The organism is Wolbachia endosymbiont (group A) of Epistrophe grossularia (genome assembly GCF_947251435.1).
In the GTDB taxonomy this organism is placed as follows: domain Bacteria; phylum Pseudomonadota; class Alphaproteobacteria; order Rickettsiales; family Anaplasmataceae; genus Wolbachia; species Wolbachia pipientis.
Map to the genome: position 1 here is coordinate 701,833 of NZ_OX366363.1, position 14,998 is coordinate 716,830.

A 14,998-nucleotide genomic window follows, 5' to 3' on the forward strand; every position below is an offset into this window, starting at 1 on the left:
ATGTCCATCTCATCACCACGAATTAATGTGATGCTTGATTCTGTGCGTAGTGCTTCCAGGCAGCTTATGCGCGATTTTAATGAATTGCAAATTTCTAATGTTAAATCAGCAGACTTCATTAATAAAACTTATTCAAAATCCAAGCAAACCATATACGATTGCTTGCACGACTACAAACGAGACTATGGGTTTATTTCCGAAGATGATACTGACCAAGAAATAAAAGATAACGGTTATACTTGGTTTATTATGCCTATAGAGGGCAGGGAGAACTTTTCTAGTTGCATGGTTTATTTTGCAGTATCAGTCTGTCTCATTCATAAAAATAAAGTTGTGGCAGCTGTAATTGATGCTCCGGCTCTTAGAGAAACTTTTTGGGCAGAAGAAAAGAAAGGTGCTTTTCTTGAGGATTTTAGATCTCGTCATATAAAAATGCGGGTGAAAAGCCGTGAAGGGGGTCTAATAGATGTAAGTGGTAATTTATTAAATAAATTGCTGCCTGGCAATAGTAATGTACGCTCCATCGGTTCAACAATTTTAGGCTTTGCGTACCTTGCAGCAGGAAGGCACAGAGGAGCAGTTTACTCTGGAGTTAACAAATATAAAGCCTTGCTCGGTAGACTTTTTCTGCAAGAAAGCGGTGGAAGGCTAACGGAAGACAACGGATTGATTATTGCTGGCGATATTAAATTAGGATAAACAGGCTACAGAGATAGACAACTTTTCGAAAACTTTTACAAGAGATTCTGTTAAATGTTCTATCATTTCATCAGTATGATAAGGTGTAGGGGTAATACGGAAACGCTCAGTTCCTCTTGGCACTGTTGGATAATTTATATGTTGAACGTATATTCCATGCTCATCAAATAATAATTTTGATGCTTTTTTGGATAACTCTGAGTTGCCAATTATTATTGGAATTATATGAGTTTCTGTTGGAATGAAGTTAATTCCTGCATTTCTCAGTGAGTTTTTTACTTTTTCAACGACTTGCTTTTGCTTTTCCCTTTCAATGTTGCTCGATTTTAGGTGCTCAACGCTTGCCTTTGCTGCCGCTGCTAAAACAGGCGACATAGCAGTGGTAAAAATAAATCCTGGAGCGGAACTTCTTATTACATCTACCAAGCTCTTTGAAGACGCTATATACCCACCCATCACTCCAAAAGCCTTTGATAGTGTACCTTGAATAACGGTTATTCTATCCATCAGACCTTCTCTTTCTGCAATTCCGCCACCATGTGAACCATACATGCCAACTGCGTGCACCTCATCCAAATAGGTAATTGCATTATGTTGATCTGCAAGATCACATATCGCTTCAAGCGGCGCTATATCGCCATCCATTGAATATACGGATTCAAGTGCTATTATTTTTGGTGTCTTTTTGTCTATAGACTTGAGTAACTGCTCTAGATGATTAACATCATTGTGTTTAAATATATGTTTTGGCCTTTTTCCTGATTTTATGCCTTCTATCATCGAAGAATGGTTCTTCTCGTCTGAAAAAATTACTACGCCCGGAATAACAGACGATAAAGTGCTAAGTGTTGTCTGGTTAGCGAGGTAGCCACAAGCAAAAGTTAAAGCAGCCTCTTTTTTATGCAAACAAGCTAAGGATTTTTCAAGTTCGACAACCTCTTTTGTTGTACCAGATATATTTCTCGTTCCTCCTGCTCCAACTGATGAATTTTGAATGGCGGCAATAACTTTCTCGTTTTGTGACATTCCCAAATAGTTATTACTGCACCAGACTATTACTTCCCTATTTCTTTCATAGTCCATAATGTGGGGGAGCCTACCTGGCAATGACGCAAAGTGCGTAAATTCACGGTAACGTCCCTCATCTTTTATATCTTTTATTTTATTCAAGAATATTTCTTCGTAGTTTACCAAGTCCTTATTTACCGATAATTAACATAATTATAATAAATTATTAAATGGTAAACTACTATATTTATTATACATGTACGGTAGTAGATGCTTCCTTCGTGTTGAAAGGTTTGTCAACCTTGTTGTTTTCAACTTGGCTTTTAGGTGTACAGCAGTATATAACTGCAGCAGCAACCAGACAACAAGCTCCAACTGCTATTCCTACCGCTAACATTTCCAAGTAAACTGCAACAGCCACCCCTGAAATAATACCAGCTATTGCAAGTGCAGAAGCAGCTATAACAGGCAGCTTACTACTTTTTGTATTTTGTGGAATAGCATTATTTTTGCCTGAATTATTAGGCAACCCGCCATTGGTTTGAGTATCATTCACCTGCTCAGATTTGTTGTTAGCTACTGAAGGCACTGGTTCTGGTGTTGGCACTGGATTCGGTGTTGGTGTTAGATTCGGTGTTGGCACCAGCGTAGGTGTTAGAATTGGATCTTGTGTTAGATCCGGTGTCAGTCCTGGCGTTGGCGCCGGCGTAGGTGTTGGAATTGGATTCGGTGTTGGTGTTAGGTTCGGCGTTGGCACCGGTGTAGGTGTTGGAATTGGATTCGGTTCTTGCTGCCTGGTGGTAGTTTGAGTACCATCTTCTTGTCCAGGGATTTCGTTAGTTGATGTAGGTACTGGATCTCCTAGAGGACTATTGCCATCATCACTTGAAAAATCTATTAAATCTTTTTCTAGTGCATCATCTTGGTGCTCTTTAGACACGATTTTATCATGCTCACCATCACTCACAAGACTACGTGCTTCTTCAGGCGTAGTTACTGCTGCATTAGCAGAGGCTTCTGTACCTTCAACATCACCACTCGCAGAACTCTGTGGTGAAAGTGGTGGTGAACCTTGTTGATCACCTTTACTTTCAGACTCTACCGGTTGAACAGGAGTTTGTTTATCCTCACCATCAATTGATAACACGGTAGCACTTTTACTTTAAAGAACAAGAGCGTCCTGTGTACTTAAACTTTCAATATCATCCGTTTGTTCTGGAACTGGAGTCTCAGAAACTTCTTGTTGCTCTTGAGTATTAGAAGGCTGTGCCTTAAGTTTTGCACTTTCTTCTGGTACATGTTCAGCAGGTTGAGCATGAGCTTGTTTTTTCTCATCATCAATATTAACAGGAGCTTCGTGACTACTTGTAGTAGCGCTAACATCAGTTACTGATGATACAGCAGCCTTAGCATTCATTTCAATGTTGCTGATCTTTTCTGTAAGCAATTCTCTAACTTTTAAGAGTTTTCCTTTCTGAGTATCTTTTTTTTTCTTCTTAGTAGAAGCTAGACCGTCAGTGTTCCCCTTCTCTTGAAGTTTAACATTTACTTGGCTTAGGACTCTGCTCAAAACAAGCTTATTATTATTGCTTTTTAGAAAATCATTCATCCGCTCAACATCGTAGATAACATTATCATCAACACTAAACGATTTCTGCTTTATACTTTTTTTATTTTTAGACATTTCACCCCTCCTATAATTATTACCTATAGCTTCTTCTATTGAAGCCTTTTTATTATCCATAATATTTTCTCCTTTGTCAACATTTTCTTGTGGCTGCTTACTGCCAGCACTTTCAAGTCCTGGATTTTCTGATAGAATGTCACTTGTTATAACTGGAATTGCTAATTCATCTGCAACGTTATTACTTCTTTTTCGTATTATAAAAGTTCCAGGAGTTTGGTACATTTCGTCCCACAAATCTTGACGTCTATGACAGGAATATTTTTGTACATCAATAGAAAATTGCAGAATATTTCTAATTTGCATTAAACTGAATATTAGATCAATATTCTTTTGACGTTTATTGTCTTTTGGATCTTTAGTGTATTCATCATACACTATGCAAGCAGTCTGAACTAATCCATTTACAATACCTGGAAGACGGCTGTTATATTCACGTAAAGCTTCAGATTGCAATAATTTGTTTTCCTTTTCCAGATCTTCTATGCGCTTTTCTATGCTAGATTTAAAAATCTTACACTCCTCTTGAAAAATTACGTTAATTGCACCCTCTTCTGTGTATAAGTAACATACTTCCTTGACTAAGGAGTAATCTTCTTGGCCTATTGAGTAGTGTGTTGCATTTTTCAGTATATTCTGTATGACCGGCCTAATCACTTGCTCATTATGTGATACGTTTTGATGGATTTCTTTAGTGTAAAAAAGCACCTCGACTATAACGTCTGTGTTTGTGTATTCAACATTAGACAATGCAATGAGGATTGATTCGTGTATGTTATCAAATTCGTTATTTTTAAATTTTTGATTGAGATAGCCGATAACATCATTGCTGCATTTAGCACATTTTTCACACAAGTGCTCGATAAATGCAATATTACCAGCATCCAATGCAGTTTTCAGAATTAAATCATAAATTTCTTTTCTGCCACGAGCTCCTATGTTTTTCAGGATTTGTTGCCTTAGTATTGTAATAACTTTATCATCTGCAAATGCTTGTTCATATACATCGTAAATGGCACGATCTGCACTATTAGTGTATCGTTTGCACAGGTATTCAATGACAGATGTGTGTTCCTGGCTTATCGCAGTTTCTAACAAGGTAGCAAAGCTCTTTAATTTCTTTTCTGCCACGAGCTCCTATGTTTTTCAGGATTTGTTGCCTTAGTATTGTAATAACTTTATCATCTGCAAATGCTTGTTCATATACATCGTAAATGGCACGATCTGCACTATTAGTGTATCGTTTGCACAGGTATTCAATGACAGATGTGTGTTCCTGGCTTATCGCAGTTTCTAACAAGGTAGCAAAGCTCTTTTTTAATAACTCTTCTGTTGAGGCTTTTTTAGTTAGCTCATTAATATATCTTTCAAATGCATCTAGCACTATCGTGATGAATTCTTCATTTTTGATCAGAGACGCTGTTTCAAGCACACCATACAAAGGATCAGGTTTACTTGTTTTTAACACCTGTCCAAAATCTCTTAAAACGTATTCGACAAAAACTGCATTTAATAATTCTTGCTCTTTTCTTAATGCTATAACTGAGAAAAAACTAATCTTATTAGGTTCGACAAGTTGTATAGTTTGATCTTTTAATCTTCCATAAACTCCATCGGTACCATGGAATTTTTCTATAAAAGCTTCAATATATTTTTGACCACCAACAAGGAGAGGTAAAAGACTTAAATTTCCTTCAGCAAAAAGAAAATCCTGATATTGCTCTACTAGCTTGTCATTAGCTGCAATTGCCAATAGTACCAATTCTTTTACTGAATAATCATACTTGAAACCCTCTTGATCAAATTTATATTGTGATAGTACATTTGAATATATATGTTGATGGTTGCTTCCGTTTTGTAACTCCAAATTAAGTTGATTTGAACAGAAATCTTTGAGATTTTCATTATCCAGCGTAATAGACCTGCCTTCATAATCTTCAATATTTTGTACAACCTTGTCTAATTCTTCACAATTATCTTCTTGTATAGCTTGATTTAAGATATTTATAATCTCAGCAAAAGTTAAGTTTTTAGGAATGATACCATATGAATCTTCATCTTTTAACTCTACAGTAAACGACCTATCACAACCATCAGGAAAGTTTGCAAGTATTGCATTCTCTAAACTTAGATCTTCAGGGGGTGTGCTACATGGAGTAGCTGGTATCTCTTGACTTTCGCTATCTAAAACTTCAAACTCTTCTTCAATACCTGAATCTTCAGAATCTGGTTTTTCAAAACCATGCCAACTTTTGATTAATCTTTCAGAATTTGATTGGCCCTGTGAAGTTGTATCTTGTGATACAAAGTCTCTAAAATTGGAACCAAACATGTTTTACCTCCTAACTAGCAGCTAAGCTAAGTATAGCATTAAACAGAAATCTTGCCAAGCAAATTATTCAGTCTCTTAGCAAAGCTGCTCGCGTCATCCATCTCTTCGCCTTCCACGATGCAAGCTTGGTAAAACAATAAGTGAACCATGTCCTCCAATGTTGGGTTTTCACCACTTTCAGCATAAGATTTCATTATACTCTTTATTACAGGATGCTTAGTGTTAATTTCAAGCACCTTTGGCGTGCGGTAATTTAGCTGCTTTTGTTCACGCAAAAAACGCTCCATGCGAAGATCCATAGCACCTTCATCAACCGCTAGGCATACGGGACTATCAGTCAATTTTTTGGAAATTTTTACGCTTTTTACTGAATCTCCAAGCACTGTGGTAAAATATTGCAATATAGTTTCCTCAGTTTTTTCTTCATTCGATTTGTTTTCTTCATCTGTCTTATCTTCTTCTGAAGAGAATTTTTCCAAATCAACATCTGCGCGGGTTACAGACTTGATTTTCTGATCTTTATATTCATGAATCACGCTAGTCCAGAAATCATCAACTGGATCAACAAATAGGAGCACTTCTAGTCCTTTACTGACGAATCCCTCAAGTTGCGGACTGTTTTTCACTGAATCGAGGCTATTTCCGGTGAGATAATAGATATGTTCCTGCTCAGGCTTCATTCTGCTTATGTAGTCATCAATGCTGACTAATTTCTCATCACCAGTACTATGAAATCTGCAAATCGAGAGCAGCGCTTCCCTCTCATCAGTTGGCATAGCTTCACAAAGACCCTCTTTTAATACTGCACCAAAATTGGTCCAGAATTTTGTATATTCCTCTAAATTCTCTTTTGCCTTTTTACCGAGCTCTGATATCGCGCGTTTAGTGAGGGATTTCCTGATTTGCTCAACAACACGATTATTCTGCAGCGTTTCTCTGCTGATATTAAGAGGCAAGTCCGGTGAATCAACCACGCCTTTCAGAAAACGCAAGTATTGTGGTATAATCTGTACGTTATCTTCAGTGATAAATACTTTATTTACATATAACTTCACAGAGCAACGTCTATCTGGATGAAATAAATCAAAAGGTTTTATAGAAGGAACATAAAGCAAATTCGTATATTCTATTGCACCTTCATTTTTATTATGCAATATCATCCAGGGCTCCCCGCCAACGTGGGCAACACTGCGGAAAAAATCGTTGTGCTCCTCTTGAGTAACGTCATTTTTTGGCTTAGTCCAAATTGCAGCCTTACTGTTTAACTTTTCACTTTTTCCTTCTTCGTCTATAAATTCAACAGGAAAATTTATGTGATCAGAGTAAGTAGTGACAATATTTTCAACACGAAATTTATCTAAAAACTCGTTTTCTTCAGGATGCATAATGAGCGTAATTTTGGTTCCGCGAGGGACTTGATTATCTGACTTGCTGATTGAATATTCCCCATCTCCTTTGGATTTCCAGACCCAAGACTCCTCTTCTCCAGCTTTTCTTGATTCTACTATTACTTCTGATGCAACCATAAAGCTTGAGTAAAAACCAACACCAAACTTCCCAATCAGCTCCACAGTTTGGCTTGAATCCTTGCTATTCTTAATCGCATCCAAGAACTTTTGCGTACCAGAGCTTGCAATTGTACCAAGATTGTCTATTAAATCCTGTCTATTCATTCCAATGCCATTATCAGTGATATATAGCTCGTTCTTATCTTTATTGGAGCTGATAGTGATTTTTAATTCGTCACTCAAATCTAGCAAATTAGGGTTTAGTTGAGATTCATAGCGCAACTTATCACATGCATCTGATGCATTTGATATTAATTCACGCAGAAAAATGTCTTTATTGGTGTAAAGTGAATGAATCACTATATTCAGTACTTTCCCTACCTCAGCGTCAAATTTTAAATTTTCAGTTTCTTGTACATTATGCATTTTGAGCTCCATTATTTGCCTACTACCCTAATAATTTAAGTATTGAATCACGATCTTTCAAGGTCACGTACACCAAAATTAATGTGGGTGTAGTTATTATGACACCCAATTTATGGGATCTCTTGCATAACAAACTTTTGGCAGCGCATTGGATGAAACGAAAAACTTCCTTGACACCCTTCGCCAGCCCCCTTATCATGAAACTGAAGCTATTTATTTATCTTCGCAATCTCTGCAGTGGATTAATGACAAAAAAACTTAATGTATTTGGCGTAAATCATGCTTAATTTTTTGCACTATGTGCACCTCATGTCTTTATCAAATTTCTAGCTACACAAGCTGAAATACGCTATTTAAAACATCAAAAAACGCCAACTTAAAAAATGGATAGTGAATAATTAGCTACCCTAGGGTTTCTTTGCGTTTTTTTAAGTCTTAAACGCTGCAATTTAGCTGCTTTTAAGTGCAACTAACCTTAGCTTAAATGTTTAAGAAATTTACTAAGCAGAAAAAAAGGCAAAAGAAACCCCGTGGTAATTAGTGTTCACTCTCTAATCCTGCAAATTGGCGTACTATACTGTCTTAAACGACTTATAAGCGCGTTTCAGCTTATATAGGTAAAAACCCAGAAATGTTGTGAAGACATAAGGTGCACATAGTGCAAAAAATTAAAAATAAGACGCCAACTACGTTGTTTTCTTGCTGTTTAATCTGCACAGATGAAGATAACTGAATACCTTCAGTACAATGATAAGGGGGCTGGCGAAGCTTGTAAAGTAATTTTTTCGTTTCTATTCCCAATAAAAGTTTGTTATATAGTTATGCAAGAGGTCTAATAAATCGCGGTGTGACGTCTTAGCTATAGATGCTGGTTTGTGTGATTTCAAGAGAAGCTTAGTAGATAAGTTGTGTTTTAAACCAGATTCGGTATTTTAAACTGAACATTTTCAATAATACCACCTGGCATAACTGAAATTTTTACACTCAGGTTTACTTTTAGGTAGTCCATTAATTCATCAACCAATATGTCAGGAGCGGAAGCACCTGCAGTGATTCCTATCTTTTCTACGCCCTGAAACCAGCTTTTATTCACACAGCTGTAATTATCAATCAAGTAGGCTCTTTTTCCTCTGGCAGTGCACAGATCTAATAAGCGGTTTGAATTTGAGCTATTTTTACTTCCTACAACTAATACCATGTCTACAATTTCAGCTAGCTTTTTAACAGCATTTTGTCTGTTTTGCGTTGCATAGCATATGTCCTTTAAATCTGGACCTGTTATGCCTGGAAACCTTAATTTCAAGGCAGCAATAATGTCACGGGTATCGTCGATGCTTAACGTAGTTTGTGTAACATAAGACAAATTATCTGGATCTTTAACCTTTAAATCATATACATCCTGCAAAGTTTGCACTAAAGTGATAGGATTGTTTACTCTTCCCCTAATTCCCTTAACTTCTGGATGGTTTTCATGCCCAATGAGAATTAATTCTTTACCACTGTTTTCATACCTTTTTGCCTCTTTATGTACTTTGCTAACTAAAGGACATGTTGCATCAATCACTTGAATACCCTTTCTTTTTGCCTCATCTTCTATATTTTTTGATACTCCGTGTGCGCTGAAGATCAGTATTCCTCCATTATCTTCAACTTCCTCGATACTGTTCACAAAAACCACTCCTTGTCTCTTAAAGTCCTCTACTATATATTTATTGTGAACAATTTCGTGTAGCACATAAACTTGGCGCTCGTTTTTATATTTTTCTAAAGTAATAGCTAATATGTCCACAGCTCTTTTTACCCCGGCACAAAAACCTCGTGGTTCAGCTAAGATGATTTCCATTTTTGTCAAATCAAGTAAATATGCAAGCATTACTTAAAAATAAGCTCCGCTCACTGTGTTTTATAGTACCATTATTTATATTTTATATAATAATTATTTTTCGCATATTCTCTTTAACATTTGATCAACCTACTACTTCAGAAAATTTTAGAAAAGATAATATAGTACATAAACAACCTGATATTTTAGATAGAAATGGAGTGGTAATAGCAACAAATGTGCCCACAACATCACTATATATAGATGCAACCAAAGTAAAGAATCCGGAAAGTATAGCAGCACAACTGTGTTCTACTTTGCATGACCTCGAATACAAGAACTTATATAGAGTACTTACTTCAGAAAAGAAATTTGCTTGGATAAAGCGGCACTTGACTCCAAAAGAATTACTAGCGATCAAAAACGCTGGTGTACCAGGAGTAAATTTTTATGACGACATAAAGCGTATATATCCTCACAGTAATTTATTTTCACACGTGCTTGGTTATACTGACATAGATGGCAACGGTATTGCAGGAGTTGAGGCATATATAAGTAAAAACAAACAACATTCTGTTATCCAAGTACCTGATATACAGTTGTATGAATGTTGCAACTTGAAAGCAATTCCTGCACAACAATTCCCCACACAACAGATGGTGTCATCCCAGTGCGTGACACTGGGATCCAGATATAAAAATACTGACAAATTACGTGATGAACAACGGATTCCAGAAACATATGTCAAAAACAATGTTTGTGATGAAATTGCGCATAAAACTGGATTCCAGTGTCAGTGCACTGGAATGACACCAGACCAAGCTTCTGCACAATCTTCTGTCATCCGACAGGGATGGTCACGCTCTGCTGATCAATATGTTCAACTATCCTTAGATACACGAGTGCAAAGCATAGTGCATGAAGAGCTAACTAAAGCTGTAAGCAGATATCAGGCACTTGGCGGAGTAGGAATTGTTTTAAATGTGAGAAATAGTGAAGTCATCTCGATGGTCAGCCTACCTGATTTTAATCCCAACTTACAGAATAAGGCAGAAGACGTACAAAAGTTTAATCGCGCCAGTCTTGGGGTATATGAGATGGGGTCGGTATTAAAATACTTTACAATAGCCGCAGCGCTTGATGCGAACGCTACAAAAACTAGCGATTTATATGACGTATCAACACCAATCACCATTGGAAAGTATAAAATTCAGGATTTTCATAAATCTAAAATTCCAAAAATTACTGTGCAAGATATATTTGTAAAATCATCCAACATTGGTGCAGCAAAAATTGCAGTCAAACTAGGTATTGAAAAACAGGTAGAATACTTTAAAGCTATGAAGCTATTTTCTCCTTTGAAAATAGAAATACCAGAAAAATCCACACCGATAATCCCGGATAAATGGAGTGAAAACACTTTAATAACAGCATCTTATGGTTATGGCATAGCTGTAACTCCTATACATCTTGCACAAGCTGCAGCAGCATTAATCAACAATGGAATATTTCATAACGCAACCTTGATGTTGAATAAAAGAAGCATAGGAGAGCAAATTATCTCAAGAAGAACTTCCAGGGAAATGAGAAAATTATTACGCGCAGCAGTAACAGATGGCACTGGCAGAAAAGCAAAAATAAAGGCATATTCAATAGGAGGAAAAACTGGATCGGCGGAAAAAGTTGTAGATGGTAAATATAGCAAAGATGCAAACATAGCATCATTTATAGGAGTGCTAACTATGCTTGACCCAAGGTACATAGTGCTAATTACTATTGATGAGCCTCAAGGGATGCATCATACCGGGGGAATAATTGCTGCGCCTATAGTAAAGAACATTGTAAATAGAATAGCACCTATACTAAATGTTACACCTGAGATGTAAAATCATGATTGCTTTACTATAACTTCAAATCTATCATTACCAAAATTCTTATTAATATACCAAGAACCATCATCTTTAGTTACAAATTCAAGACCTTTAAGGTCTCTTTTTATTGTTTTTCCATTTTGACCATCAATAGCGATATTAATATCGAATGTAATAACGTCTAGATTTATCATAGCTTCTTTCCCGCTGCACGAATTTAGACTGAACTTGCCTAACATGACATCATTAAAACTCACTTCCCCTGTATAGACATCACACTGACCGTCCACACAACACGTAGTTTCAATATAGAAAAGGTCTGACATATAAAACACTTTGCATTTATAAAAAAAGAACTGAAATATATAGCGAGTACAGCCCTACGTCATACCGCTAACAAGTAATAGCCAGTAAACCTAGAGCACTTTAGCTATATAACCATAATACAGCTAGGAATGTAAAATTCAACAGTTAATTGTGTAAGGAAGTCTAAATTACTACATCTTAGAGGAATGGCTGTTTAGTTTTTTTGTTAATCTTTTTTACCATGCTGTCAATCATATGCTTTATCCCTTGATATACAGAGTATGTACTTTCGTCGCTACGCATATAAGCAGAACAGGAAAATACATTATGTTCTTCGTCTTCTATTGATAACCCTGTATCACACTTTATGTGTTCACCACCAAGCTTCTCTATCAACTGTTCTCTGTCATCTCCTATAGTTACCTTAACCTTACTTTCTTCTTTACCTATCTTGCTACTTAAAATTGAAACAATGATGGCTGGAGATATGCATATCGCTCCTATCGGCTTTTTTATAACAAAAAATTCTGAAACTAATCTTTCAAATTCAGGCATTACTGTCACCATGTCTTTATTTTCAGCTAAGTCAGACAAATTTTTTGCAACCCCGTATCCACCAGGTACAACTAGCATGTCAAAATTTTCAGCTTTGGCTTCTTTTAAGTCATATATTTCGCCTCTTGCGATTCTTGCTGCTTCCACAAGTACATTCCTTTTTTCTTTCACTGCTTCCTTTGTTTTATGATTCACAACTTGTGTGGCATTGATGTCAGGTGCAAAGCATTTAACATCCACTTCCTGCTGATCAAGCACAAGCAGACTTAAAACCGCTTCTCTTACCTCTGCACCGTCAAGGTGACCACACCCTGATAAGACCACAGCAGCTTTTAATTTTTTTTCACCCATAAAGTACCTTAATTTCATGTAATCTAGATATTTTAATACAAATTCTATATTTGGAAAGGGGTATGTTATATCAATTATAATATAATTAATGATTAGTATGTATAATTAGGCATATTTATAATCAACGAAGCTGAATATGGAATCTAGCAATAGTATGTTTTTTGACACTGACTATCCAGAACTAAGAAAAGCTATTTCAGATATAATAGAAAGTATTGCACAATCCTCACAAGAGGGGAAAAAAGAGTTATTTACAACCCTATCAGAACAAGTTAAAGGGATGAACCTCAAAGATTTAGGTTTAGCGATTAATGACCAAGGCTTGCAAAAGGAGGTTAACAAAGAATTATTTATAAAATTCATTGAAAAAGCACTTGAAAATTCAAAGTCTGAAGATATCGAGCCAAAGATAATAGAAGAAGCACTACAATCTGTTAATCAGCAAGCAATAAGTAATGTTATAAATAATAATAAAGGTCCGCTGGATAATCTAGTCAATTATTTTAAATCAGCATCTGCAAATGAAAAAATAGGAATAGCTTCTGCTGGAATGGTATTAGGAGTAGCATTTTCTCCGCTTATTGTGCTTGCTACATTAATAGCGCTTGTAGCTATTGGAACACGTTATGTAGGAATAGGTATAGGAAAGGCAGGGGAAAAAATAAAAGAAGGTGCGATTGATGCAGGAAAAGCAGTGAAAAGTTTATCTAAAAATTTAGGGGATAAATTGCCTGAGGTTGGGCCAAAAAAAGATAACTTTAGTAAATTATACAACAGTTTGGCTCTAGAGATTATAGGCTATAATATGTCCGAAGAAGGTGAAAAAATAAAAAACGCCCAGAGTAAAGCAAAGGTCATAGGCATGCTTCAAAATGAAGGGCAGCGATCTGCTATACAAGAGTTAGTAAAGAATGGAACTATTCAAAATTTTTCAGAAGATGATATGAAAAAGCTTAGAGAAAAAGGTACTAGTACTTATGAAAGTGATAAGAAAGCACTTGAGGAACTTATGGAGAAATTTCAATCTAAAATTATGGCCATTGGTGAGGGTAAAATAGAGGAGGTAGAAAAAATGGTTAATGATAAAGTTAACCAAATGAAGTCACCAGTTCCTCAATTAGATAGTCCAAGTTCTGAACAAGCGAGTACAGGAGAAACCAAAACCCTCTGATGGCTTGGAGAGGGAGGGAATGGAAAAGGTAGAGATCTATTCTTTTTTATCCACTTTTTTGAGCAATCCACTTCCACATCTAACACACATCTCAGTGATTATAATATCCAATTTTTGATCATGTTTTTCTACAGGTAAATCTTTACAATATTGTTTCTCATAGGCTACACCTATAAATATTTTTCCAAGTGGCCGCAGTTTTTCTATCATTGTATCATACCAACCACCGCCAAAACCCAATCTATTAAAATGATCATCAAAAGCAATAACAGGAGTAATGATTGTGTCGGGAATTACGTCTTCATTTGTTTTGTTCCATTCCTCAAATTTTAGTAACTTATTTTTATTAGGAATTGCTACTTTATAATCTAAATCGAGTAAACTATGCATCAAAGGCACAACATCTATTTCCTCATCCATTGGAATGTAAGCTGCTATTGTTTTGCCTTTAACGTAGCTTAAGTTCTGATTAAAGAGATTAATAAGGGAATTTGCCGCATAACTGGAATAACTTTCATCAATATCTTTTCTTATAGCTCTATATTGCTCTCTTATTTCCTTTTTGTGCTGTTTAATATCTTTGAACATGATCTATCCATTTTGCAGTAAGTTTTTCTTGTAAACTATTTTGCTTCAAGCGCTCACTTAAAAAGTCAAAGTCAACACACCCCATATCCTGGTCTTGATTACTGCAACTATAAACAAAACTCCTTTCTCCTGTTTTCGCATTTATATGTTGCTGCACACACTGAGCGCAGATTTCTTTCATCATACACTGCATAGGAGAATTAACTGATGATATCGCTATGTGGCCTGATTTCAGATATGGCTTTAAAATTGTTTTTCTAGCTTCATTCACAGCTTTCATCATTTTGTCAGAACCAATAGTGATAATTTTATCTATAACGTTCAAATTAATACCTAATCTTCCTTGTTGATAAGAGACTATTGCATCAACTATATTACCATGAAAGGATTTATCTTGATCTCTGCTTGTTTCTATCAATCCTTCTTCACATGCCCAAACTACTGCATTTGATGCACGCTCTATCAGTGCTCGTTTAAATACATCACTTAACTTCTTATAGCCAGCAAAGTACAAAACCTTGTTATTATTTTCAAGACATGCCTTCCCTATCGAAAATAACACTGCATTTCCAACTCCACCACCAATTAGCATTATATTCTTCATGTGCTATTTTAACTGCATTTGTTCAAATTTTTTGAAATTTTATAGAACAAAGTAATTTATATAGTTCTATACA

At 35.9% G+C, this 14,998-nt stretch carries 13 protein-coding genes; 3 read left to right on the plus strand and 10 right to left on the minus strand.

Annotation, left to right across the window (positions count from 1 at the left end):
* A complete protein-coding gene (locus OPR28_RS03360; protein ID WP_182321100.1) occupies positions 1 to 699 on the plus strand; it encodes an inositol monophosphatase family protein in 699 nt (232 codons plus the stop codon).
* On the opposite strand, the gene hemA is transcribed toward OPR28_RS03360, so the two are convergent.
* The 6 genes from hemA to ispH form a co-directional block, all read right to left on the minus strand.
* Positions 691 to 1,893, minus strand: coding sequence for a 5-aminolevulinate synthase (gene hemA, locus OPR28_RS03365; protein WP_265023501.1), 1,203 nt, complete (start codon positions 1,891 to 1,893; stop codon positions 691 to 693). The genes OPR28_RS03360 and hemA overlap by 9 nt on opposite strands.
* A 64-nt stretch (positions 1,894 to 1,957) precedes the next feature.
* The gene (locus OPR28_RS03370) at positions 1,958 to 2,854 is read right to left on the minus strand and encodes a TomO hydrophobic C-terminal domain-containing protein (protein WP_265023502.1); all 897 of its coding nucleotides are present in this window, start codon (positions 2,852 to 2,854) and stop codon (positions 1,958 to 1,960) included.
* 15 nt (positions 2,855 to 2,869) lie between these two features.
* Positions 2,870 to 4,522, minus strand: a complete 1,653-nt coding sequence (locus tag OPR28_RS03375; protein WP_265023503.1) for a host RNA manipulator TomO — start codon at positions 4,520 to 4,522, stop codon at positions 2,870 to 2,872.
* On the minus strand, positions 4,446 to 5,723 hold the full coding sequence (locus OPR28_RS03380; protein WP_265023504.1) for a host RNA manipulator TomO: 1,278 nt from the start codon (positions 5,721 to 5,723) through the stop codon (positions 4,446 to 4,448). The genes OPR28_RS03375 and OPR28_RS03380 overlap by 77 nt, the downstream gene beginning before the upstream one ends.
* 38 nt (positions 5,724 to 5,761) lie before the next feature.
* Positions 5,762 to 7,657 carry a molecular chaperone HtpG gene (gene htpG / locus OPR28_RS03385; RefSeq protein WP_265023505.1) on the minus strand — a complete coding sequence of 632 codons (1,896 nt, stop codon included), beginning with the start codon at positions 7,655 to 7,657 and terminating at the stop codon, positions 5,762 to 5,764.
* Positions 7,658 to 8,570: 913 nt separating this feature from the next.
* On the minus strand, positions 8,571 to 9,500 hold the full coding sequence (ispH, locus tag OPR28_RS03390) for a 4-hydroxy-3-methylbut-2-enyl diphosphate reductase (protein ID WP_265023765.1): 930 nt from the start codon (positions 9,498 to 9,500) through the stop codon (positions 8,571 to 8,573).
* A 20-nt stretch (positions 9,501 to 9,520) separates the two neighbouring features.
* On the opposite strand from ispH, the gene OPR28_RS03395 reads away from it, so the two are divergent.
* A complete protein-coding gene (locus OPR28_RS03395; protein ID WP_265023506.1) occupies positions 9,521 to 11,365 on the plus strand; it encodes a peptidoglycan D,D-transpeptidase FtsI family protein in 1,845 nt (614 codons plus the stop codon).
* Positions 11,366 to 11,367: 2 nt separating this feature from the next.
* Here OPR28_RS03395 and OPR28_RS06895 read toward each other — a convergent pair whose 3' ends face one another.
* The gene (locus tag OPR28_RS06895) at positions 11,368 to 11,676 is read right to left on the minus strand and encodes a hypothetical protein (RefSeq protein WP_320157040.1); all 309 of its coding nucleotides are present in this window, start codon (positions 11,674 to 11,676) and stop codon (positions 11,368 to 11,370) included.
* Between the two features lie 178 nt (positions 11,677 to 11,854).
* Positions 11,855 to 12,562 carry an isoprenoid biosynthesis glyoxalase ElbB gene (elbB, locus tag OPR28_RS03405; protein ID WP_265023508.1) on the minus strand — a complete coding sequence of 236 codons (708 nt, stop codon included), beginning with the start codon at positions 12,560 to 12,562 and terminating at the stop codon, positions 11,855 to 11,857.
* A 136-nt stretch (positions 12,563 to 12,698) separates the two neighbouring features.
* Here elbB and OPR28_RS03410 point away from each other — a divergent pair, with 136 nt between their 5' ends.
* Positions 12,699 to 13,733 (plus strand): hypothetical protein, encoded by a 1,035-nt coding sequence (locus OPR28_RS03410; RefSeq protein ID WP_265023509.1) that lies wholly within the window; start codon positions 12,699 to 12,701, stop codon positions 13,731 to 13,733.
* Between the two features lie 36 nt (positions 13,734 to 13,769).
* On the opposite strand, the gene OPR28_RS03415 is transcribed toward OPR28_RS03410, so the two are convergent.
* Together OPR28_RS03415 and OPR28_RS03420 are read right to left on the minus strand one after the other, a co-directional pair.
* Entirely contained in the window at positions 13,770 to 14,321 is a 552-nt protein-coding gene (locus OPR28_RS03415) for a 5-formyltetrahydrofolate cyclo-ligase (RefSeq protein ID WP_010963143.1), read from the minus strand.
* Positions 14,305 to 14,925, minus strand: coding sequence for a ferredoxin reductase domain-containing protein (locus OPR28_RS03420; RefSeq protein WP_006279429.1), 621 nt, complete (start codon positions 14,923 to 14,925; stop codon positions 14,305 to 14,307). The genes OPR28_RS03415 and OPR28_RS03420 overlap by 17 nt, the downstream gene beginning before the upstream one ends.
* Between the last annotated feature and the right edge of the window lie 73 nt (positions 14,926 to 14,998).